Raw genomic sequence first — 23,511 nt, 5'->3', positions numbered from 1 at the left:
TGGCGATCAGTCCCAGTGCGGTGCGATGCCTTTCGGGCTGGTCAAGCGATGGCCGCGCTCCAGACCGGCGATCAGCGCCATGTCGGCGTCGCTCAAGGTCAATTCGCAGGCCTTGAGGTTGCTTTGCAGGTTGGCGCGTTTGGTCGAGGACGGAATCACCGCATAACCCGATTGCATGGCCCAGGCCAGCGTGACTTGCGCCGGGGTGGCGTGCAGGCGTTCGGCGATCTGCTGGATGACCGGGTCCTTCAGCACTTCGCCATAAGCCAAGGTCATGTACGAAGTGATCTGAATGCCCTGGCTCTGGGCGAATTCCACCACTGTGCGGTTCTGCAGGTACGGGTGCAGCTCGATCTGATTGGTCGCGATGTTTTCGGCGCCGACCACGGCAATCGCCTGTTTCATCAGGTCGACGGTGAAGTTGGACACGCCGATCTGGCGGGTCAGACCGAGGTTTTTCGCTTCAAGCAGGGCGCTCATGAATTCTTCGACCGGCACCTGGTCGTCCGGCGATGGCCAGTGAATCAGCGTCAGGTCGAGGTAGTCGGTCTGTAACTTCTGCAGGCTTTCCTCGAGGCTGTCGATCAAGCGATCCTTGGCGAAGTTGGCGACCCAGATCTTGCTGGTGATGAACAGTTCTTCGCGGGCGATGCCGCTGGCGGCAATGGCTTGGCCGACGTCGGCTTCGTTGTCGTAGATTTGCGCGGTATCGATGACGCGGTAGCCCGTTTCAAGACCTGTGCTGACGGAATCGATGACCACCTGACCTTGCAGGCGAAACGTACCAAGACCGAATGCGGGAATAGACATCAATGACTCCAGGGTTGCAGTGGGAATGCCACGAGTATCCGCGCTCGTATCCATGAGAAAAACCGCCGATGGGGCAAAGCACTGTTTACTGAAAGTCATGAATGGCCCTCAAACGCGTAGGAGCGAGGCTTGCCCGCGAAGGCAACCGTCGCTCATTACCACAAATCCATCGTCCCACTGATAGAACGCTGTGGTGGGTTATTACCGTCTAGCGCACCAATGCCTGCAGATTTAAGCTGGGTTCATTGCGTCACCCACCTTTTTCGGAGGCACGATGAAAAACCTCATCGGTATCTACACCAGTCCACGCGCCCATTGGGTCGGCGACGGTTTTCCCGTTCGCACGCTGTTTTCCTACGACACCATGGGCCAACACATCAGCCCGTTCCTGCTGCTCGATCACGCCGGTCCCGCGCAATTCACCCCGACCCGCGAACGGCGCGGCGTCGGCCAGCACCCGCATCGCGGCTTTGAAACCGTAACCATCGTCTACGACGGCGAAGTCGAGCACCGCGACTCCAGCGGCGGTGGCGGCAAAATAGGTCCCGGCGACGTGCAATGGATGACCGCCGCGTCTGGCATCATCCACGAGGAATTTCATTCCGAAGCCTTCGCCGAACGCGGCGGCAACATGGAAATGGTCCAACTGTGGGTCAACCTGCCGGCCAAGGACAAAATGGCCGACGCCGGTTACCAGACCGTTCTTGACCGCGACATTCCGAACATCCCGCTCCAGGATCAGGCCGGCAGCCTGCGCCTGATCGCCGGTGAGTTCGATGGGCAAACCGGGCCGTCGCGCACCTTTACTCCGATCGATGTCTGGGACCTTCGCCTGAATGCCGGCAAGTTGCTGACCCTCGATTTGCACGAAGGGCGCAACACCGCGCTGGTGGTGCTGCGCGGCACGGTGCAGATCAATGGCGGCGAACTGGCGCGCGAAGGGCAATTGGCGTTGTTCGAGCGCGACGGCCAGCAACTGAGCCTGGAAGCGAACAACGACGCGGTGGTGTTGCTGCTCAGCGGCGAGCCGATTGACGAGCCGATTGTCGGTCACGGGCCGTTCGTGATGAACAGCGAAGCGGAAATCCAGCAGGCGTTCGCCGATTTCCACTCCGGCCAATTCGGCCGCATGAGCCACTAAACCCGGCCACCCGCAAAATCCCCTGTGGGAGCAAGATCACTCCCACAGTGGCTTGGTGTTGTTCTCAGTTAATCAAATCCTCCTACACTGTGCGCAATGTGCGATCTTCGCGTCATTGGCCTTTGCTGGAGTTGCTTGATGCTGTCACTGCTCACCGCTCATCCTTTGTTGGCCGCGCTGATCCTGATCCTCATCGATCTGGGGTTGTGGCGCTTGATCAGCAGCAACGGCAGCAATTGGAAACTGCTGGTGCGGCTGGTGATCTTCGCGCTGTTCAGCGTCGTGCTGTTCAACGAGGGCCTGAACCCGCTGGAACCGGCGCCGTGGGCCGACAACGTGCCGCTGCACCTGGCCGCCACCGGGTTGCAGATTGGCTGGTGGCTGTTCGGCGCGCGGACCCTGACCGTGCTGCTCGGCGCGGTGATGATGCAACGGGTCGGGCACACCGGGCGGCTGCTCCAGGACTTGCTCGGCGCGGTGATTTTCCTCATCGCGATCATCGCGGCCATGGCTTACGTGCTCGACCTGCCGGTCAAAGGCGTGCTCGCGACATCCGGCGCGGTGGCGATCATTGTCGGCCTGGCGCTGCAAAGCACCCTCAGCGACGTGTTCTCCGGCATCGTCCTCAACACCACCAAGCCCTACCAAATCGATGACTGGATTTCCATCGACGGCACCGAGGGCCGGGTCACCGACATCGACTGGCGCGCCACGCGCATGCAAACCGCGCAGGGCAGCCTCGCGGTGATTCCCAATTCGCTGGCGGCAAAAGCCAAAATCATCAACTTCAGCCGCCCGAGCGACATGTTCGGCGTCTCCATCAGCCTGCAACTGAGCCCCCACGCGCGACCCAACACCGTGGTCGAAGCACTGGAGCGGGCGATGCAGGGCTGTCGTTTTCTGCTGGATCGGCCGGCGCCGAGTGTCGCGCTGAAAACCGCTACCAGCAGTGGCATGGAGTACGAAATCAGCGGATTTGTCGCCTCGATGGAGCAGAAACGCGCGGTGCGTAATCAGCTGTTTGACCTGGCGTACCGGCACTTGCAGGCGTCCGGGATCAATCTGCTGTCGAGCGTCGAGCCGAACACTCCGAGCAATTTTTCGCGGCCACGGGCATTGCTGGAAAGCTCGGCAATTTTCTCGACCCTGCGCGAGGAAGAGAAAGACACCTTCAGCCAGAACATGACCCTGCAAACCTTCCGCGCCGGCGAAACGATTCTCGCGGCGGCGGAGGTCAGCGATCATTTGTTCATCATCGAATCCGGCGTGGTCACGGTGACGTTGACCCGCCACGGCACGCCATTCGAGTCCGGGCGCATGGGGCCGGGCGAGGTGATCGGCGAGGCCGGGATTCTGTCCGATACCTCGGTGCCTGCCGAGTTCACCGCGAAGACATTCTGCGCGCTGTACCGCATCGAGAAGAGCTACCTCAAACCGTGCCTGGACGCGCGCCACGACATCAACGACGCGATGAAAGCCTTGCTCGATTTCCGTTTGCACAAGGCCAAGGCGTTGACCGAGGACGAACCGGTGGTGGTGCCGAAAAAGGGCTTTTTGCAGTGGCTGCGTAATCGTGCGTGAGCAGGTTGGCGGTTTGGGCGATTGGGCGGATGGCCGCTGTCTGGCCTAGGGCTTTTCCGGGATATTGGCTATTTGTTCGCGGCTTGCGCGGGATTAACTTAGCTCCACACCCACTTGTGACGGAGCCCCACCATGACACCGCGTATCGATTTCTACACCGCTTCGCCAGACGCGCTCAAAGCCATGATCGCGCTGGAAACTGCGGTATCGAAACTGCCGCTGGAAAAAAACCTGATCGAACTGGTCAAGCTGCGCACTTCTCAAATCAACGGCTGCGCGTTCTGCCTCGACATGCACAGCGCCGATGCGCGCAAGGGCGGCGAAGACGAGCGGCGCCTGTACACGTTGTCGGCGTGGCGCGAAACGCCATTTTTCACCCCGCGTGAGCGTGCAGCGCTGGCCTGGACCGAATCCTTGACCCTGCTCAGCCAGACCCACGCCCCGGACGAAGACTACGAAGTGGCCATCGCCGAGTTCAGCCCCAAGGAACTGGTCGATCTGACCGTGGCGATCACCACCATCAACGCCTGGAATCGCCTCGCAGTCGGCTTCCGAAAAATGCCCCAGGCCTGATCAATGCGCATCGGCTGACGGCGCGGCCGGTGGTTGCACCTTGCGCATCAAGGGCACCATCGCCGTGGCGATGATGAAGCAGAGCATGATCATCAGAAACGCGTCGCCGTAGGTTTGCGTCTGCGCTTCGCGGTAGGTCAGCAACCACAGTTGATGCAGGCTGGCGGTGACTCCGGCGTCACCGCTTTGGCCGAGGGCGGCGAAGTTGTTGCCGACCTGGGACAGCCACTGATTGAGCGCTTCATTGGTGCTGTTGAGGTTTTCCGCCAACCGCGTGAAGTGCAGGTTGGTGCGGTCATTGAGGATGGTCGCGCACGCGGCGATACCCATCGCGCCGCCCAGATTGCGCATCAGGTTGAACAACCCCGAAGCATGTTTCAGCCGCGCTGGCGCCAGCCCGCCGAGGGTCAGCGTCACGGCGGGAGGCACCGCCAATTGCTGGGCAATCCCGCGCAGAGCTTGCGGCAGCATCAATTCCCTGGCGCCCCAGTCGTGGGTGATCGGGCTGAAATCCCACATCGACAACGCGAACAGTCCCAGCCCGCTCATCATGATCCAGCGCAAATCGATGCGATTGGCCAGAAAGGCGTATAGCGGAATCGCCAGGATCTGGAACACCCCGGTGGAAAAAACCGCGAGGCCAATGTCCAGCGCGCCGTAGCCACGGACCCGGCCGAGGAACAGCGGCGTCAGGTAAATCGTCGCGAACAGCCCAATCCCGGTGACAAAGGAAAAGAAGCAGCCGAGGGCGAAGTTGCGATCCTTCAAGGCACGCAGATCGACAATCGGGTTGGCCACGTGCAGCGTGCGGCCAATGAACGCCAGGCCGGCGATGCCGCTGATCCACGCGGTGGTGAGGATCGTGCTGTCGCTGAACCAATTCCAGCGCGGGCCTTCTTCGAGGGTGTATTCCAGACAACCGAGAAACAGCGCCAGAAACAGCATGCTCAGGTAATCCGCGCCTTTGAGCAGCGACAATTCCGGCTGATCGATCTTCACCAGCATCGGCACCGCCACCGCGACAAAAATCCCCGGCACCAGATTGATGTAGAACAGCCAGTGCCACGACGAAATGTCCGTTATCCAGCCACCAATCACCGGCCCCAGTGTCGGCGCCAATGAGGCCACGGCACCGATGGTCGCGGCGGCAATCACCCGTTGTTTGCCGGTGAAGAAAAAGAACGCGGTGGTGAACACCAGCGGGATCATCGAACCGCCGAGAAAGCCTTGCAACGCGCGAAAGGCGATCATGCTCTGGATGTTCCACGCCGCGCCGCACAGCAGGCTGGCGAGGGTGAAACCGACCGCCGAGGCGCAGAACAGCCAGCGCGTCGAGAATACCCGCGATAACCAGCCCGACAGCGGAATCACGATGATTTCGGCGATCAGGTAGCTGGTTTGTACCCACGCGGTTTCGTCGGTGCCGGCCGAGAGCCCGCCGCCGATGTCGCGCAGCGAAGCCGAGACGATCTGGATGTCCAGCAACGCGATGAACATGCCGATGCACATGCTGGCGAAGGCGAATACCTTGGTCGCCGTGGCCATGTCGGCGGCGCTTGTCGGTTGTGCCGGGGCGGCGAGGGCGCTCATGGTGCGCTGGCCACGGCTGGGCTTTTGTCCTCGGCGCGGGTGTCCACTTCAGCGGTCACCGACAGGCCTGGGCGCAAATGACCAAGCACGCCGTCGGCCGGATCCAGCACGATGCGCACCGGCACCCGCTGGACGATTTTGGTGAAATTGCCGGTGGCGTTTTCCGGCGGCAACACGCTGAACTGCGCGCCGCTGGCCGGAGCCAGGCTGTCCAGATGACCATGGAATACCTGGCCCGATAACACATCAGCACGAATAACCACGCGTTGGCCGGAGGTCATCCGCGCCAGTTGGTCTTCCTTGAAATTGGCATCGACCCACAAGCCACTCGACGGCACCACCGAAAGCAACTGCGAACCGGCCTGGGCATACGCGCCAACCCGCGCCCGGCGATTGCCGATCACGCCATCTACCGGCGCTTTCAGCTCGGTGTAGCCGACGTTCAATTGCGCCAGATCTCGCTCGGCTTTGGCTTGCATCAGTGCCGCGCGGGCCTGTTGTTTCTGTGTTTCGATCACCAGCAATTGGCGCTGGCTGGCAAGCAATTCAGCCTGGGCGCGGGCGCTGATGGCCTGGGCGGTCTTGAACGTGGCGTTGGCGCGTTGCGCACTTTCGACCGACACCGCGTTACTGCCGACGAGTTTTTTATAGCGCGCATCGTCATCGCGCGAACGCAAAGTCTCGGCGCCTGCGGCGTCAATCCCGGCACGCGCCTGGCCGATCACCGCGTGCTGCAATTGTTCGGTGGCATCGAGGTTGGCCAGCAGCGCTTCTTCCGCGGCCACGGCGCCTTCAGCCTTGGCCAGATTGGCGCGATAGTCGCGTGAATCGATGCGCACCAGGACGTCGCCAGCCTTGACCTGCTGATTGTCGGTGACCAGCACTGCTTCGATATAACCGGCGACTTTCGGCCCGATCACGGTGACGTCGCCGCCAATGTAGGCATCGTCGGTTTCCTCGATAAACCGCCCGGCGCTCCACCAGTGCACGTTGTACAGCCCGATAGCCACCAGCGCACCGACTGCGGCGATCAGCAACAACAGGCGTTTGAGCAGCGGTGGCTTGGGGGTTTGTACGGGGGCAGCCAGGTCGGGTTCAACGGTGGGCATGCTGGTCATGGCGGATTACCTGTGGGAATCGGGTCTTTATTACGGGTGTAATATGACGCAGGTAATATTTTGTCGCAATTGGTTTTTGTTGCCGGTCGTCAGGTGTTTACTTGAGCCAGGCGCCGGGCGTGATGCCGGTCAGGTCTTTGAAGAAAGCAATAAAACCGCTGTCACTGGCGAAACCCAATTCGAACGCGCTGTAGCTGAAGCTGCGGCCGGTGGCGAGTAATTCCATGGCGCGCATCAGCCGCCACTGCTGGCGCCATTGTTGATAGCTCATGCCGGTTTCGCGTCGGAAGATCCGGCCGATGGTCCGCCCGCTGGCGCCAATCTGTTGTTCGAGCACCTGCAGTTCGGGCGGCAGGATTTGCGGATTTGCCAGCAGCGGCGCGAGGCGTTTGTCGCGGGGAAGGGGCAGCAGCATTGGTTGCTGCGCCGCTTCGCTGATCTCGCTCAGGCATAAACCGAGCAGATGAGCGAATTTGCCGTGTTGCCAATCGGTGGCGAAATCGGCCAGCGCCATCGGCTCCAGCACGGCGCGCAGCAGCGGGCTGACGGCAATCACGCAGACTTGCTGCGGGAGGTCGGCACACAGCGCCGGCGTCAGGTAAATCGAGCGGTAATCCACGCTTTGCTGCATGGCCACGCGATGCGCCACACCGGCGGGAATCCACGCCGCGCGCGACGGCGGCAACAGGCACAACTGCTGCGCGAGGGTGATGCGCGTGCAGCCGCGACGCGTGAACAGCAGCTGTCCGCGATGATGCCGGTGCAGCCCGGAGTCGTGGTCGCCAAGGGTCGATGCAATGCCGATGACCGGAGCGGCGTAGTGATCAGGGTCGAAAGAACTGCGGGGATCGAGCCAAGCCATGGTCTGTCCGATTTTAAGGATAAATTGTCCGGGTTTGGATAATACGTCACTCGGCACTTCTTAAACTCTTCGGCAGTTTTCCTGAAGAGTATCGATGTGATGAGTAACAGCCCTTGGCTGCTATTGGCGATTGCCTTGCTGATGTTCCCGCAGATCGCCCAAACCCTGTACAGCCCGGCGCTCGCCGACATCGGCGAGGCGTTCGGCGTAGGCCCGCAAGCGGCGGCGCAGACGTTGTCGGTGTATTTCCTGGCATTCGCTTTTGGCATGGTGGTGTGGGGGCGGGTGTGCGACCGCATTGGGCGGCGACCGACGATGCTGATCGGCCTGGGGATTTACGCCGGCGCGTCGTTGCTGGCGCTGCAGGTCAGCACCTTTGAAGGCCTGTTGGTCGCACAGGCGCTGGGCGCGTTTGGGGTGGCGGTGGGCTCGGTAGTCACGCAAACGTTGTTGCGCGATCGCTTTCAAGGCGCGGAACTGGCACAGGTCTTTTCCCTGATCGGCATCGCGTTGGCCGCCGGCCCGGCGATCGGTTTGTTCAGCGGGGCGAGCCTGGTGCGCGCCTTCGGTTATCGCGGCGTGCTCGGTGGTTTATTGTTGCTGTCGTTGGGATTGTGGCTGTGGTGCTGGCGCGTTCTTCCGGAAACCCGGCCGGCGCATTTGATCAACGCAGGCCTGTTCGAAACCCTGTGGCGCATGCTGCGCGACCGCGACATCTGGCGCGCGGCGCTGCTGGTCGCGTTGTTCAACGTGGCATTGTTCAGTTACTACAGCCTCGGACCGTTCCTGTTTGAACGGCTGGGTTTGAGCGGGCAACGGTTCGGTTACAGCGGTGTGATTCTGGCGCTGGGGTCTGGTTTGGGCGCGTGGTTGAACAAGTCTTTGCTGCGGCGCGGGTTTAGCGGCCAACGCTTGATCGTTGTCGCGGCAGGCTCGGGATTAATCGGCGGAATCGGCGTGTGGCTGATGCAGGACAGCGTCTGGTTTGTGTTGGCGATGCTGTGGGTAGTGCTGGCGTTTGGCATGGCGATCCCCAACATTCTCGGCGCGGCGCTGGTCAATTATGCTGATCGACTCGGGACAGCGGGGGCGCTGTTCGGCTTGATGTATTACCTGTTGATTGGCGGTGGACTGATGCTTGTCGCATGGTTTCAGGCATTGGGCGAAACGTTGATGATCTGCGCTGGATTCTCGTTGGTGTTGGCGCTGGCCAAGCAGCGATCCAGGTTCGAGAGCGCCTGATAGCCCGCCATCGCGAGCAGGCTCGCTCCTACATTGGATCTGCGGTGAACACAGTTTTTGTGATCAACCACAATCCCCTGTAGGAGCAAGGCTTGCCCGCGAAGGCGATCCATCACCCAACACATATTTCGCAGTCGCCGACCCCATCGCGAGCAAGCTCGCTCCCACATGGGGACTGCGGTGAACACTGGTTTTGTGATCAACCACACCCCCTGTAGGAGCGAGGCTTGCCCGCGAAGGCAATCCATCAGCCAACAATAATTTTGTAGTTGCTGGCCTCATCGCGAGCAGGCTCACTCCTACATGGGAACTGCGGTGAACACTGGTTTTGTGATCAACCACACCCCCTGTAGGAGCAAGGCTTGCCCGCGAAGGCGATTGGTCAGCCAACACATATTCCGCAGTCACCGACCCATCGCCAGCAAAACCAGACGACGGCAGTCACTGATTACGCGCCAATCCCGGCGCCACTTCCCATGCGCCGCCCAGCGCCGTGTACAAATTCACCTCGGCGATCAGTTGCGCGAGGCGATCGGTGATCAGGGTTTGCCGGGCGCTGAACAGCGAGCGTTGGGCGTCGAGAAAGACCAGGTGGCTGTCGACGCCGATGCGGTAGCGGTGCTCGGCCATTGCGTAATAGTTCTGACTGGCCTGGACAAAAGCCCGTTGAGCGCTGAGTTGATCGCTGTAAGTCTGGCGCGCGGCCAAACCATCGGCGACTTCCTGGAAAGCCACCTGGATCGACTTTTGATATTGCGCAACGGAAATGTCTTTTTGCAATTTCGCGTAGTCGAGGCTGGCGCGCACGCTGCCGGCGTTGAAAATCGGCAGGTTGATTTGTGGCTGAAACGTCCAGCCCCCAGAGCCGCCCTTGAACAAACCGGACAGCTCCAGGCTGCTGCTTCCCGCATTGGCGGTCAGGCTGACGCTGGGGAAAAACGCTGCTCGGGCCGCGCCGATATTGGCGTTGGCGGCTTGCAACTGGTATTCGGCTTGAACGATATCGGGGCGGCGTTGCAGCAGGTTCGACGGCAAACCGGCGGGCACTTGCGCGAGCAGATCGTTGGCCAGCGGTTGCCCGGGAATCGACTCGGCCACCGGCGCGCCAACCAGCAGGCTCAGCGCGTTGATGTCTTGCGCAACCTGCCGGGTATAACGCGCAAGGCTGGCGCGGGTGCTATCGACGCTGGTCTGCGCTTGAATCCGGTCGAGTGCCGAAACCTTGCCGGCCTGGCTGGTGCGTGTAGTCAGGCGCAGGCTCTGCTCATCGGCGGCGAGGGTCTGGCGAGTCAGTTCGAGCAATTCCTGATCGGCGCGCCACGTCAGGTAGGCATTGGCGACGTTGGCGACCAGGCTCAGTTCGGCGCTGCGCCGCGCCTGTTCCGTTGCCAGGTAATTGAGCATTGCCTGCTCGCTGAGGCTGCGCACGCGGCCGAAAAAATCCAGCTCGTAGGCACTGATACCCAATGTCGCCGAATACGCCGAAGTAATTACCGCGTCATCAGCGCCCGTCACGCTGGCCGGGACACGTTGGCGTTTGCCCGCGCCGGTTGCGGAAACGGCGGGGAACAGGTCGGCGCGCTGGATCCGGTATTGCGCCTGAAACGCTTGCACATTCAGTGCGGCGACACGCAAATCGCGGTTGTTCACCAAGGCTTCGCCAATCAACCGCTGCAATCCGCGATCACGGAACAGCAACTGCCAATCCATCGCCGCTGTCGTTCCTGATACGGCTGCGGCATACGCCGGACCTTGCGGATACTGCGGCGAAACCGGCAACTGCGGCGTCTGGTAATCAGGAATTAGCGAGCAACCGCCAAGCAACAGCGCCATGCCCAGATACCACATCGATAAGCCTTTCATTCACGCGCCTTGCAGCAGATCAACAGCGCTCACGCCCCGGCCATCCACTTGGCCAGACCATGCCGGCCACTGACGCCGAGTTTCGCCGCCGCGCGTTTGAGGTAGGTTTCGATGGAGCTGGTTTTAACCCTGAGTTTCTCCGCCATTTCCGGCACCGTACCGCCGCTCAACAAACCCAGGCACACCTCTTTTTCCCGCGCCGACAAAGTGATGTCGCCGTGTTCCAGCCGCGTATAAAACTCCCGTTGCAACGGCGTCTGTTCTCCAAGGCTGCCGATAACGTGCGCTTGCGGTTTGTCCGGGGTGGTTTGGCGACTGATGTAGGCGTGGCACTCGATCAGCGGCAGCAAGGTTTGCGAGAGGTTTTTCAGAAACGCCAGTTCAGACAGGGAAAACACCCGTTGCGTGGGCGGACGATAGAGGGATATGACACAGCGTCGATTGGAGTTGCGCGACACCAGATTGCATTGGTGGGACGTGTCGCGCGGGTGCGCGCTGCGGGTGCGGGCGTTCATCTGGATCAGCAGCGAGTCGTCCATGTCGATCAGGGTTTTGAGCAGCGGATGATCATCGCGCTGTTGCAATGTTCGAGCGGGCGAGGGCGTTGCCTGCTCAAGGCTGGCGCTGCCGAGCAGCTTGATCTCGAGAATGCTTGCCTGGCGCTCGTCGAGGGTCCATTCGCTGAGATCGACGAGGTCGACCGGCACCAGTTTCTCCACCAGATGCAGCAGGTTCGCGGCAAACCGGTCGTCGCCGGTGCTGGCGATCAGCTCGCCTAACTCGCCGTAGAAATGGGGGCTTTCAATGTTGCGGATACTGCTGGTCAGACCCATTTTCTGATCATCCTTGAAGTCAAAACGTGGTGCGGCCACTCATTGGAAACCCGGCGTTCCTGTTCTCCTTGAACATGCCCGAATGCCCGAGTTGTATTTAAGCCATGGAACTGTGCAACGTCTGTAGCGGAATTCGGGGACAAACCTGCCATGAAAATCGCGTGGAGAAATTGACGCTTTCACCAGGAAACTCTGGCGGAGGCTGTTGGGAGGAACCCTCAAACTTATTTAACTATCTGAAAAGTAAGGCATTTTAATAGCAGAGACTGAGCGTCAGCCACTGCACAATCTGTAGCCGATCTCCTACACACTTTTCAGCCTTCCCTGTCCGCGCGATTGATCAACCAAGGCTCTGCGCCGGGCGTCTGGCGTTGTCCGGGTTTCCGGTGACAGACACCCGTCAGAGCCGGTGCTTGAATACGGAAAAAACCTGTACAGGGCCGTGCGCCCGACACCGTCATGCCAAGACCAGGTTTGACTGCGCGCATCGACACCTCCCATGAGACGGACCTTATGACGCTTATTTCTGCCGCCGCTGCTGTGGCTGTAACTGACCCAGCGCGCCTTCCACAAACGCCGCCGCAGACCTTCGCCCTGAGCAGCGCCCAACGCGATATCTGGCTCGACCAACAGAGCCGTGGCGATTCACCGCTGTACAACATTGGCGGTTACGTCGAACTCCGCGGTCCGCTTGATCCCGCATTGATGCGCCAGGCAATCGAAATGCTGGTGGCCAAACATGACGCCTTGCGCACGCGCCTGTCACCCGGCCCCGACGGCTTGCCGTTGCAGACATTTCCTCAAAGTGTGGCGGTCGAAGTGCCGCTGCATGATTTTACCGAGCGGCCGGACCCACACGTTGCCGCGCTGGCCTTGATGCAGCAGCAGATGGAGCAGGTCTACGCGCTGCACGACGGCCCGTTATTCCGATTTTTTCTGCTGCGCCTCGACGAGCGTCATCACCTGTTGGGCACTCAGGCGCATCACCTGATTCTTGATGGCTGGGGTTTCGGCCAGATGCTCCAGTCGCTCGGCGAAATCTACAGTGCGCTGGAGCGCCAGCAGCCGATCGACAGCGTCGCGCCGTCGTATATCGACTTCATTCTCGACGACGCGCGTTACCACGGTTCGCCGCGTCATGCGCGCGACCGCGCGTACTGGCTGGAGAAATTTCAAACGCTCCCCGAACCGTTGCTGGCGCCGCGTTATCGCGAGCGCAACGGCACACTCGCGGCGCGCAGCAGCAACCTGGTGCTGGCGTTTCCGGCGGCGTTACACCAACGCATGAAGCAGTTGGGCGGCGCCTGCCAGGCCTCGGCGTTTCATGTGTTACTGGCCGCGTTGCAGGTGTATTTCTGCCGTAGCGCCCAGCGTGACGAGTGGGTGGTCGGGCTGCCGCTGCTCAACCGTAGCAATGCGCGGTTCAAGTCGACGCTGGGCTTGTTCACCCAAGTCAGCGCGGTGCGATTTCCGGTCGATCAAGGGCTGTCATTCAGCGCGCAGGTGCGCGCGACGAGCGAGGTGCTGAAGCAGGATTTTCGTCATCAGCGCTTTCCCCTCAGCGAGATGAATCGGGCGCTGGGGCTGTTGCGTGAAGATCGCGCGCAGTTGTTCGACGTCTCGGTGTCCTACGAAAAGGAAGACCACGACTATCGCTACGGCGAGGCGCTGGCGCAGTCGGTCAAAGTCTCGAACAACCACGAGCCGATGCCGTTGGCCATCCATTTGCGCTCCAATGCCTGCAACGACCAGACCTGGGTGCATTACGTCTACAACGAGGCTTATTTTCAGCGCGCCGAGGTTGAGGCCTTGGCGCTGCGCTTGATCCACATCCTCGAGCAAGGCCTGGAAAATCCGGGCCTGACACTGGCCGATTTTTCCCTGAGCACGCCTGCCGAAACGGCGCTGTTGCAGCAGTGGAATTCGACTGCGCAGGCGTTCGGCGATAACACCACACTGCACCAACGCATCGAAGCGCGCGCCGCCGAACATCCGCACGCCGTGGCTGCGCTGTATCAGGGGCAATCGCTGACCTACGCCGAGTTGAATCAACGGGCGAATTCACTGGCTCATCACTTGCGTGAACTCGGCGTAGAGCCGGATGACCGGGTGGCGATTGTCGCCCGGCGAGGCCTGGAAACGCTGATCGGCTTGCTGGCGATCCTCAAATCCGGCGGCTGTTATGTGCCGATCGATCCCGCGCACCCGGCCGAGCGTCTGCACTATTTATTGAGCGATTGCGCGCCGGTTGCGCTGCTCACGCAGTCAGGTTTGCGCGCGCGTTTACCGGCCCTGGACGTGCCGATAATCAACCTTGACCACGCCGCTTGGACGCATCACAACGCGCACAACCCGCAGGTCGACGGCCTCAGCGCCGCGAACCTCGCCTACGTGATCTACACCTCCGGCTCCACCGGCCTGCCCAAAGGCGTGATGGTCGAGCATCGAAGCGTGTCGAATTTGCTCGACTGGCATTGTCGTGCGTTCGACCTGTGCTTGGGGCGCCACACTTCCAGCGTCGCCGGTTTCGGGTTTGATGCGATGGCCTGGGAAGTCTGGCCGGCGCTGTGCGTCGGCGCGACCCTGCACTTGCCGCCGGCGCATGACGGCAACGAAGACATCGACGCGCTGCTCGAGTGGTGGCGCGAGCAGCCGCTGGACGTCAGTTTTTTGCCGACGCCAGTGGCCGAATACGCGTTCAGCCAAAACCGTTCGCACCCGACCTTGCGCACGTTGCTGATCGGTGGCGACCGCTTGCGTCAGTTTTCGCGCGCGCAAACCTTCGAGGTGATCAACAACTACGGCCCGACCGAAGCCACAGTCGTCGCCACCTCCGGGCGCGTCGAGGTCGGGCATGACTTGCACATCGGCCAGCCGATTGCCAACGCGACAATCTACTTGCTGGACGAGCAACAGCGCCCGGTGCCGATCGGTGTCGCCGGGGAGTTGTACGTCGGCGGTGCCGGTGTCGCGCGCGGTTACCTCAATCGTGCGGAATTGAGCGCCGAGCGTTTCCTCAGCGACCCGTTCAGCAGCGCTGCGCACGCGCGGATGTACCGTACCGGCGACCTCGCGCGCTGGTCGGCGCAGGGCAACATCGAATACTTGGGGCGCAATGACGATCAGGTAAAAATCCGTGGCATGCGCATCGAACTCGGCGAAATCGAGCGTGCGCTCGGCACTTTCCGGGCGGTGAAAGAAGCCGTGGTGCAATTGCTGGAGGGGCGTTTGGTCGCCTGGTTCACCGAGTTCCGCACACTGGCGATCGAAGATCTACACGCGCATCTGCAAGCGCGGTTGCCGGATTACATGGTGCCGTCGGCGTATGTGCGACTCGACAGCCTGCCGCTGACCACCAACGGCAAACTCGACCGCAAGGCCTTGCCGGCGCCGGATGTGACGGCGCTGCGCAGCCGTGAATACGTCGCGCCGCAAGGTGCGGTGGAAACCACGCTGGCGCAGATCTGGGCCGAAGTGCTCAACGTCGAACGGGTCGGGCGGCATGATCATTTCTTCGAATTGGGCGGCCATTCATTGCTCGCGGTGGTGCTGATCGAGCGCATGCGCCAAGTCAGGCTCAGCGCCGATGTGCGCGTGTTGTTCAGCCAACCGACCCTGGCGGCGCTGGCCGGCGCAATCGGCAGCGGTCGCGAGATCGAGGTGCCGGCCAACCTGATTGCGCCCGGTTGCCAGTCGATCAGCCCGCAGCTGTTGCCATTGCTGACGCTCGATCAGCCAGGCATCGACCGCGTCGTCGCCAGCGTGCCCGGCGGTGTCGGCAATGTGCAGGATATTTACCCGTTGGCGCCGTCGCAGGAGGGCGTGCTTTACCACCACATCACCGCGCAGCAAGGTGACCCGTATCTGCTCAACGCGCAATTGGCGTTCGACAGCATTGAGCGCTTGCAGGCGTTCGCGCAGGCATTGCAAACCGTCATCGACCGTCACGATATCCTGCGCACCGCGGTGCTTTGGGAGGGTTTCAGCCAACCGCTGCAAGTGGTGCGGCGCGCGGCGGTGTTGCCGCTGCAGCAGATCATCCTCGATCCGCGCGACGGCGATGTGCTCGGCCAGTTGCACGCCCGATTTGATGCCCGACACTATCGACTGGATCTCGCCCAAGCGCCGCTGATCCAGCTGATGTACGCGCCGGACCCACGTAATGCGCGGGTGGTGGCGGTGTTGCTGTTCCACCACATCGTCATGGACCACACCGCACTCGACGTCTTGCGCGCGGAAATCCACGCCAGCCTGCGCGGCCACGGCGAACCGCTGGACGCGCCGATGCCTTATCGCAATTACGTGGCGCAGGCGCGTCTGGGCGTCAGCGAAGCAGAGCACGAAGCGTTCTTCCGCGAAATGCTCGGTGACGTCGATGAGCCGACGCTGCCGTTCGGTTTGCAGCGTGTGCACGGCGACATCGAAGAAGCCACGCAAACGCTGCCGAAGGCTTTGAGTGTGCGGCTGCGTAATCAGGCGCGCGTGCTCGGGGTCAGCGCGGCGAGCCTGTTTCACCTGGCGTGGGCGCGGCTGTTGGGCGCCGCTTCCGGTAACGACACAGTGGTGTTTGGCACTGTGCTGCTGGGCCGAATGCACGCTGGCGACGGTGCTGATCGGGCCTTGGGCATGTTCATCAACACCCTGCCGTTGCGTGTTGATGTCGGCGAAACCGGCGTGCGCGACGGGGTCAAAGCCACCCACGCGCGGCTGACGGCACTGCTCGCCCACGAACACGCTTCACTGGCGTTGGCGCAACGTTGCAGCGGCGTCGCGCCAGCCTTGCCGCTGTTCAGCGCCATGCTCAACTATCGTCACAGCGACAGCACGTTGCAGCAGCAAACCGCGTGGGAAGGGATCGAGATTCTGGCCAGTGACGAGCGGACCAATTTTCCGCTGACCTTGAGTGTCGATGACCTCGGCGAAGATTTTCTGCTGACCGCCCGCACCCCCGCGCAGATCGGCGCGCAGCGTATCGGCGATAGCCTGCGCGTTGCGCTGGAATCGCTGGTGCAAGCGCTGGAGCACACGCCGCAACGGGCGCTGAATCGCTTGCCGATCCTCACGCCGCAGGAGCGCCAGCACCTGCTGACAGAGCTGAACGCTACCGAGGTCGATTGGCCGCTGGAGCAGACCATTCAGGCAATTTTCGAGGATCAGGTGTTGCGCACGCCGGATGCCGTGGCGCTGGTTGCCGGCGAGCAAAGCCTCACGTATGCCGAACTCAACGCGCGCGCCAACCAACTGGCCGCGCACTTGCGCGAGCACGGCGTGGTGCCGGATGCGCGCGTGGCGATCTGCGTCGAGCGCGGGTTGGAATTGGTGATTGGCCTGTGGGCGATCCTCAAGGCTGGCGGCGCTTATGTGCCGCTCGACCCCGGTTATCCGCCGGAGCGCATCGCTTTCATGCTGCGCGATTGCACCCCGGTGGCGCTGCTGATTCACGGCGCCACTCGGGGGTTGCTGCCGGACATCGGCGTGCCGCTGATCGACTTCGATCACACCACTTGGCAAGGCCAGTCGCCGAGCAATCCGCAGGTGCCGGGCCTTAACGCGTCGCACTTGGCGTACATGATTTACACCTCGGGTTCGACCGGTACGCCGAAGGGCGTGATGCTCGAACATCGCGGTTTGAACAACCTGGTGCTGTGGAGTTCGCAGCTCATCCCGCACAGCCAGAACGGCGCGCTGTTGCAAAAAGCCCCGTTCAGTTTCGACGGTTCGGTGTGGGAATTCTTCTGGCCGCTGACCGTCGGCATGCGCCTGGTGCTGGCGCGCCCGGACGGCCATCGCGAACCGGCCTACCTGGCGCAACAGGTGCATGAACAGCAAATCACTGTGATCAAGTTTGTCCCGGCGATGCTCCAGCAGTTTCTCGAACTGGCCGACATCAGCCTGTGCGGCAGCCTCACCGACGTGGTGTGCGGTGGCGGGGAATTGACCGCCGAACTGGCGCGACAGGTGCAAAAACGATTGCCCACCGTGCGTTTGCACAACGTCTACGGCCCGACGGAAGCCACGGTGGACAGCAGCGCCTGGACCCTCGAACCGGGCGCCGCCATTCCTGACATTCAGTTGCCGATTGGCCGGGCCATCGCCAATACCCGCCTGTACCTGCTGGACGCGCACGATTTGCCGGTGCCGTTCGGTGTCAGCGGGCACTTGCACATCGGCGGGGTCGGCGTGGCCCGGGGTTACCGGGGATTGGCGCAACTGACCGCCGAGCGATTTATCGCCAGCCCGTTTGTCTCGGGGGATCGGCTTTACCGCACGGGGGATCTGGCGCGTTATCTGCCGGACGGCTCGCTGCAGTTTCTCGGGCGCGACGACTTTCAGGTCAAATTGCGCGGTTTGCGCGTCGAGCTGGGCGAAATCGAGGCACGGCTCGCGTCGCACCCGGCGTTGAAAGAGGTCGCGGTGTTGATGCGCGACGAGCGTCTGGTCGCCTATTACACGCTGACGACTGCCGCGCAGATGCCGGCAATCGAAGAGCTGCGCGGTTATCTGTTGCGCTTGCTGCCGGATTACATGGTGCCGTCGGCGTACGTGGTGCTCGACAGTCTGCCGCTGAGCCCCAACGGCAAACTCGACCGCCGCGCCTTGCCGGCGCCGGGTGTGGACGCGGTGCTGGCCCGCGACTACGAAGCACCGCTGGGGCCGGTGGAAAATGCGCTGGCGGCGATCTGGTCCGAGGTGTTGAAGATCGAGCGGGTAGGGCGCCACGATCACTTTTTCGAGCTCGGCGGGCATTCGCTGCTGGCGGTCAATCTGGTCGCGCGCATGCGTGAAGCGGGCCTGAACGCCGACGCCCGCGCATTGTTCAGCGAGCCGACTTTGGCGGCATTGGCGGCGAAAACCGTCGAACACGTGCAACCGCTCGCCATCCCCGAAACCACCATCCCGACCCTGCAACGCAAACGCCGCCTCTGACCAAAGCTCCTACAGGGTTCTCGAACGTTCCCCCGATTGGCATACCGCCGAAAAACCCCTGTAGGAGCGAGGCTTGCCCGCGAAAGCGGTGGGTCAGTCAACATCAATACCGACTGTACGGACGCCTTCGCGAGCAAGCTCTGCTCCTACAGGGTTCTCGAACGGTTACCCGATTGGCGTAACGCCGCAAAACCCCTGTAGGAGCGAGGCTTGCCCGCGAAAGCGGTGGGTCAGTCAACATCAATATCGACTGTACGGACGCCTTCGCAAGCAAGCTTTGCTCCTACAGGGTTCTCGAACGTTTACCCGATTGGCGTAACGCCGCAGAACCCCTGTAGGAGCGAGGTTTGCCCGCGAAAGCGTGGTGTCAGGCACCATCAATTTCGACTGGATAGACGCCTTCGCGAGCAAGCTCTGCTCCTACAGGGGTATCGAGCGTTTACCCGATTGGCGTAACGCCGCAAAACCCCTGTAGGAGCGAGGCTTGCCCGCGAAAGCGTGGTGTCAGGCACCATCAATTTCGACTGGATAGACGCCTTCGCGAGCAAGCTCTGCTCCTACAGGTTTTGCGTTGGTCATGGCTCGGGAATACGCCGTGTTCCGATCTCCCAAACGCACACCGGCGGGGGTTTTGCGTTTTTCGGCATGCGCCTTGTCCCGGCTTCCCGTGTCAGACGCCTTCGCGCGGATGTTTTAGTTTTTCAGGCCTGATGGAGCAGTGTCTTTTTACTTTTTGAGCATGACGGCCAAACAGACTTTCAGGTTGTCGCGCGGGCGTGGATGCGTCGCTGGAACCGGGTCTTGCCGTTACTCGTTTTTTGAACCAAGGAGCAGGTTACCCATGCAGTTCAGCGAATTGATGGCCGTTATTTCCACCTACGCGATTCGTCTTCAGCGCGAAGAGGATGATCTGGTCATTCTGGGTGACGATGAAGCGCTGGACGACGCGCTGTGGGACAACCTGCTGCGGCACAAGACGCAACTGCTCGAACTGGTCGCGCGCAACGGTGGCGACTGGTTAAGCCCGGCGTTTCGCATCACCCCGGACATGCTGCCGCTGGTGCAACTCGATCAGCCGAGCATTGACCGGATCGTCGCCGGCGTACCCGGCGGCGCGGCCAATGTGCAGGATATTTACCCGCTGGCGCCGCTGCAGGAAGGCATGCTCTACCATCATTTGTCGGCGCAACAGGGCGACCCTTACGTGTTGCAGGCGCAATTCGCCTTCGACAGCCGCGAGCGTTTCAACGCGTTCGCCGAAGCGCTGCAATGGGTGATCGACCGCCACGACATTCTGCGCACCGCGCTGGTGTGGGAACGTCTCGACCAGCCGTTGCAAGTGGTCTGGCGCCACGCGCAACTGGTCTGCGAAGAAGTGCGGTTGGCGGCAGCACAGGGCGACAGCCTCAGCCAATTGCAAAGCCGTTTCGACCCGCGCCACTATCGGCTCGATCTGCGTCAGGCACCGCTGTTGCGGCTGGTGTTCGCAGAAGAGGTTGCTGAAGAGGTTGCTGACGACCCGAGTCAAAAGCGCCTGGTGGCGATGCTGCTGTTCCATCACACGGTGATGGACCACACCGCGCTCGATGTGGTGCGCCGCGAGTTGCGCGCCAGGTTGCTTGAGCAGACCGAGCTATTGGGCCAACCGGTGCCGTTTCGCAATCATCTGGCGCAGGCGTTGATCGGCAGTAGCGAGCAGCAACACGAAGCGTTTTTCCGCGACATGCTTGGCGATATCGACGAGCCGACATTGCCCTTCGGCTTGCAGGACGTGCAGGGCGATGGCCGCGGCATCGAACAGTCGCGGGTAGCGGTGGACAGCGCGTTGAGCCTGCGCTTGCGTGCGCAGGCGCGACACCTCGGGGTCAGCGCCGCGAGCCTGATGCACCTCGCGCAGGCCTTGATGCTGAGCAAGGTGTCGGCTGCTGAATCCGTGGTGTTCGGCACCGTGCTGCTCGGGCGAATGGATGCCGGTGCCGGCTCGGATCAGGCACTGGGGATCTTCATCAACACCTTGCCGTTACGCGTCGACATCGACGCGCAAAGTGTCCGCGCGGCGGTGAAAACCACGCACCTGCGCCTGACCGCATTGCTCGGCCATGAGCACGCATCGCTGGCGCTGGCGCAACGGTGCAGTGGCGTGACCGCACCGACGCCGTTGTTCAGTGCGATCCTCAATTACCGGCATACCGACGCGGTCGATGTCGCGGACGTCATCGACATTGCCCCGGGCGTTCAGGTGCTGGCCTCCGAGGAACGCACCAACTATCCGCTGACGGTCAACGTCGACGATCTCGGCGACGATTTCTCGGTGACGGTGATGGTCGCCTGCTCGATTGGCGCCACGCGGGTCGCGCGTTACCTGCAAACCGCGCTGGAAAGTCTGGTTCAGGCGCTTGAAGAAACCCCCGATATCGCCGTGCAAACCCTGAATATTCTGCCGGCCAGCGAACGTCATCACCTGCTGCACACCCTGAATGCGCCGCAGGGCGAGTACGCCGATGCTTCGTTGATTCATCATCAGGTCGAAACCCAAGCCGCCGTGCGCCCGGACGCGATCGCGGTGATGTATGAACACTGGAACCTGACTTACGGCGCGCTCAATCAGCGCGCCAATCAGGTTGCGCATCAACTGCTGAGCCTCGGCGTGCGCCCGGATGATCGCGTGGCGATTTGCGTCGAGCGCAGTCTGGAAATGCTCATCGGCCTGCTCGGCATCCTCAAGTCCGGCGCCGCTTACGTGCCGATTGACCCGGCCTATCCGCTTGAGCGAATTGCCTACACCCTCAGCGACAGCGCGCCGGTCGCGGTGCTGGTGCAGCCATCCACACTAGCGCTGGTTGGCCAACTGACGGTGCCGGTCATCGATCTGGAAAGTCGCGAATTGCGCGACCAGCAAAACACTAATCCGCACGTCCCGGCGCTGACTGCCGCCAATCTCGCCTATGTGATTTACACCTCCGGCTCGACCGGTTTACCCAAAGGCGTGATGGTCGAGCATCGGCAAGTCGCGCGGCTGTTTTCGGCAACGCGTTACTGGTTCGACTTCAATCGGCAAGACGTCTGGGCGCTGTTCCATTCCTTTGCGTTCGATTTTTCGGTCTGGGAAATCTGGGGCGCGCTGGCGCACGGCGGGCAATTGCTGGTGGTGCCGCAACTGGTCAGCCGCTCGCCGGACGAGTGCTACGCGTTGCTCTGCGAGGCCGGCGTAAGCATTCTCAACCAGACGCCGAGCGCCTTTCGCCAATTGATCGTCGCCCAGGGCAACAGCCAACAGAAACACTCGCTGCGCCAGGTTATTTTCGGCGGCGAAGCGCTCGACCCCGGCATCCTCAAACCCTGGTATGGCCGCGTCGCCAACGCCGGCACGCAACTGGTCAACATGTACGGCATCACCGAAACCACGGTGCACGTGACGTACCACCCACTGGAAGCGGCGGACAGCCAATTGACCGGCGTCAGCCCGATTGGCCGACGCATTCCCGACCTGCAACTGTACGTGCTCGATGCCCGCCGCGAGCCAGTGCCGGCCGGGGTCATTGGCGAGTTGTACGTCGGCGGCGCCGGGGTCGCGCGCGGTTACCTGAACCGCGCCGAACTGAGTGCCGAACGCTTTATCGCTGACCCGTTCAGCGGCCGCGCCGATGCGCGGCTGTACAAGACCGGCGACCTCGCGCGCTGGAGCGTCGATGGCAGCCTGCATTACCTGGGGCGTAACGACGATCAAGTGAAGATCCGTGGTTTTCGCATCGAACTTGGCGAGATCGAAGCGCGGCTGGTTGCGCATCACGGCGTGCGCGAAGCACTGGTGGTCGCCCGCGAAGACACGCCCGGCGATGTGCGTCTGGTCGCTTATCTGATTGCCGAACCACATGCTGCTGCAAACGCCGAGCCGAGCGCCGCCGAATTGCGCGATCACTTGCTGCGCTCATTGGCCGAGTACATGGTGCCGAGCGCGTTTGTGCTGCTCGATCATTTTCCCCTGACCACCAACGGCAAACTCGACCGCAAAGCCTTGCCGGCGCCGGACGCCGAGGCCGTTGCCCGTCGCGATTATCAGGCCCCGGAGGGCGAGGTCGAGCGTGCGATTGCCGGGGTCTGGCGCGACTTGCTCAACCTCGAACAGGTCGGGCGGCACGACAATTTTTTCGAACTCGGCGGCCATTCGCTGTTGGCGGTGAAGCTGATCGAACGCATGCGGCAGTTGGAATTGGCCGCCGACGTGCGCGTGCTGTTTGGCCAACCGACCCTCGCCGCGCTGGCGGCAGCGGTCGGCGGCCAGCAGCAGGTGCGCGTGCCGGCCAATCGGATTGCCGCCGATTGCCCGCGCATTACCCCGGAGTTGTTGCCACTGGCGACGCTCGATCAAGCGGCAATCGACCAGATCGTCGACAGCGTGCCGGGCGGCGTGGCCAATGTGCAGGATATTTATGCGCTCGCGCCGTTGCAGGCCGGGATTCTTTATCACCATTTGGCCGCGACCGAGGGCGATCCTTATGTGTTGCAGGTGCAGTTTGCGTTTGACGGCCTGAAGCAGATCAAAGCTTTCGTGCGTGCGCTGCAAGCGGCGATCCAGCGCCACGATATTTTGCGCACCAGCGTGCATTGGCAAGGGCTCGACGAAGCGGTGCAAGTGGTCTGGCGCCAGGCCCCGCTGGCCCTGGAACGCGTCGATGCCGACCCGCAGGACGGTGACGTGCTGCAACAGATGCAGGCACGCTTCGACCCGCGGCACTACCGCCTCGATTTCAGCAAAGCGTCGCTGATGCGCTTCGCCTACACCTATGACCCGCGCGACCCGCATGACCCGGACCAGTCTCGCTGGATCGGCATTCTGTTGCTGCATCACCTGGTGCTCGACCACACCGCGCTCGACGTCTTGGTGCAGGAACTCAGCGCCAGCCTCTGCGGCCAGGCGCTGCCGCCAACCGCTGCGGTGCCCTATCGCAACTATGTGGCGCAGGCACGGTT

12 protein-coding genes are annotated in these 23,511 nt (G+C 62.0%); 6 read left to right on the top strand and 6 right to left on the bottom strand.

Going from position 1 to position 23,511, the window contains the following annotated elements:
* Positions 1–6 precede the first annotated feature (6 nt).
* A complete protein-coding gene (gene dkgB, locus BI292_RS17550) occupies positions 7–810 on the bottom strand; it encodes a 2,5-didehydrogluconate reductase DkgB (protein ID WP_101208616.1) in 804 nt (267 codons plus the stop codon).
* 274 nt (positions 811–1,084) lie between these two features.
* Between dkgB and BI292_RS17545 the strand changes: the two genes are divergently transcribed.
* The 3 genes from BI292_RS17545 to BI292_RS17535 all read left to right on the top strand — a co-directional run bounded on the left by BI292_RS17545 (position 1,085) and on the right by BI292_RS17535 (position 4,105).
* Positions 1,085–1,951 carry a pirin family protein gene (locus BI292_RS17545; RefSeq protein ID WP_101208615.1) on the top strand — a complete coding sequence of 289 codons (867 nt, stop codon included), beginning with the start codon at positions 1,085–1,087 and terminating at the stop codon, positions 1,949–1,951.
* Between the two features lie 138 nt (positions 1,952–2,089).
* Positions 2,090–3,532: a mechanosensitive ion channel family protein gene (locus BI292_RS17540; RefSeq protein WP_101208614.1), complete on the top strand. Its 1,443-nt coding sequence runs from the start codon at positions 2,090–2,092 to the stop codon at positions 3,530–3,532.
* 132 nt (positions 3,533–3,664) lie between these two features.
* Positions 3,665–4,105, top strand: coding sequence for a carboxymuconolactone decarboxylase family protein (locus tag BI292_RS17535; protein WP_092279773.1), 441 nt, complete (start codon positions 3,665–3,667; stop codon positions 4,103–4,105).
* Here BI292_RS17535 and BI292_RS17530 read toward each other — a convergent pair whose 3' ends face one another.
* The 3 genes from BI292_RS17530 to BI292_RS17520 all read right to left on the bottom strand — a co-directional run bounded on the left by BI292_RS17530 (position 4,106) and on the right by BI292_RS17520 (position 7,675).
* Positions 4,106–5,695: a DHA2 family efflux MFS transporter permease subunit gene (locus tag BI292_RS17530; protein ID WP_101208613.1), complete on the bottom strand. Its 1,590-nt coding sequence runs from the start codon at positions 5,693–5,695 to the stop codon at positions 4,106–4,108.
* Positions 5,692–6,813: an HlyD family secretion protein gene (locus tag BI292_RS17525; protein ID WP_101208612.1), complete on the bottom strand. Its 1,122-nt coding sequence runs from the start codon at positions 6,811–6,813 to the stop codon at positions 5,692–5,694. The genes BI292_RS17530 and BI292_RS17525 overlap by 4 nt, the downstream gene beginning before the upstream one ends.
* Before the next feature lie 97 nt (positions 6,814–6,910).
* The gene (locus BI292_RS17520) at positions 6,911–7,675 is read right to left on the bottom strand and encodes a helix-turn-helix transcriptional regulator (protein ID WP_101208611.1); all 765 of its coding nucleotides are present in this window, start codon (positions 7,673–7,675) and stop codon (positions 6,911–6,913) included.
* Between the two features lie 99 nt (positions 7,676–7,774).
* On the opposite strand from BI292_RS17520, the gene BI292_RS17515 reads away from it, so the two are divergent.
* Positions 7,775–8,917: a multidrug effflux MFS transporter gene (locus BI292_RS17515; RefSeq protein ID WP_101208610.1), complete on the top strand. Its 1,143-nt coding sequence runs from the start codon at positions 7,775–7,777 to the stop codon at positions 8,915–8,917.
* Between the two features lie 441 nt (positions 8,918–9,358).
* Here the strand turns inward: BI292_RS17515 and BI292_RS17510 are convergent, their stop codons facing one another.
* Complete coding sequence (locus tag BI292_RS17510; RefSeq protein WP_101208609.1) at positions 9,359–10,780, bottom strand: efflux transporter outer membrane subunit; 1,422 nt, start codon at positions 10,778–10,780, stop codon at positions 9,359–9,361.
* Between the two features lie 29 nt (positions 10,781–10,809).
* Entirely contained in the window at positions 10,810–11,613 is an 804-nt protein-coding gene (locus BI292_RS17505) for a helix-turn-helix transcriptional regulator (RefSeq protein ID WP_101208626.1), read from the bottom strand.
* 513 nt (positions 11,614–12,126) lie between these two features.
* Between BI292_RS17505 and BI292_RS17500 the strand changes: the two genes are divergently transcribed.
* Both BI292_RS17500 and BI292_RS17495 read left to right on the top strand, forming a co-directional pair.
* A complete protein-coding gene (locus BI292_RS17500; RefSeq protein WP_101208608.1) occupies positions 12,127–18,540 on the top strand; it encodes a non-ribosomal peptide synthetase in 6,414 nt (2,137 codons plus the stop codon).
* An 841-nt stretch (positions 18,541–19,381) separates the two neighbouring features.
* On the top strand, positions 19,382–23,511 hold a 4,130-nt coding region (locus BI292_RS17495; RefSeq protein ID WP_157831276.1), incomplete at its 3' end, for a non-ribosomal peptide synthetase.

This window comes from Pseudomonas sp. 43NM1 (assembly GCF_002836905.1).
GTDB classification, from domain to species: Bacteria; Pseudomonadota; Gammaproteobacteria; order Pseudomonadales; family Pseudomonadaceae; genus Aquipseudomonas; species Aquipseudomonas prosekii.
The sequence above is the reverse complement of the archived record's forward strand: the minus strand, read 5'-3'. Positions and strand labels throughout refer to the sequence as shown.

Excerpts from the sequence above, each read along its gene's own strand:
- dkgB (WP_101208616.1), bottom strand. The coding sequence starts at position 810 with ATGTCTATTCCCGCATTCGGTCTTGGTACGTTTCGCCTGCAAGGTCAG.
- BI292_RS17545 (WP_101208615.1), top strand. The coding sequence starts at position 1,085 with ATGAAAAACCTCATCGGTATCTACACCAGTCCACGCGCCCATTGGGTC.
- BI292_RS17540 (WP_101208614.1), top strand. The coding sequence starts at position 2,090 with ATGCTGTCACTGCTCACCGCTCATCCTTTGTTGGCCGCGCTGATCCTG.
- BI292_RS17535 (WP_092279773.1), top strand. The coding sequence starts at position 3,665 with ATGACACCGCGTATCGATTTCTACACCGCTTCGCCAGACGCGCTCAAA.
- BI292_RS17530 (WP_101208613.1), bottom strand. The coding sequence starts at position 5,695 with ATGAGCGCCCTCGCCGCCCCGGCACAACCGACAAGCGCCGCCGACATG.
- BI292_RS17525 (WP_101208612.1), bottom strand. The coding sequence starts at position 6,813 with ATGACCAGCATGCCCACCGTTGAACCCGACCTGGCTGCCCCCGTACAA.
- BI292_RS17520 (WP_101208611.1), bottom strand. The coding sequence starts at position 7,675 with ATGGCTTGGCTCGATCCCCGCAGTTCTTTCGACCCTGATCACTACGCC.
- BI292_RS17515 (WP_101208610.1), top strand. The coding sequence starts at position 7,775 with ATGAGTAACAGCCCTTGGCTGCTATTGGCGATTGCCTTGCTGATGTTC.
- BI292_RS17510 (WP_101208609.1), bottom strand. The coding sequence starts at position 10,780 with ATGAAAGGCTTATCGATGTGGTATCTGGGCATGGCGCTGTTGCTTGGC.
- BI292_RS17505 (WP_101208626.1), bottom strand. The coding sequence starts at position 11,613 with ATGGGTCTGACCAGCAGTATCCGCAACATTGAAAGCCCCCATTTCTAC.
- BI292_RS17500 (WP_101208608.1), top strand. The coding sequence starts at position 12,127 with ATGACGCTTATTTCTGCCGCCGCTGCTGTGGCTGTAACTGACCCAGCG.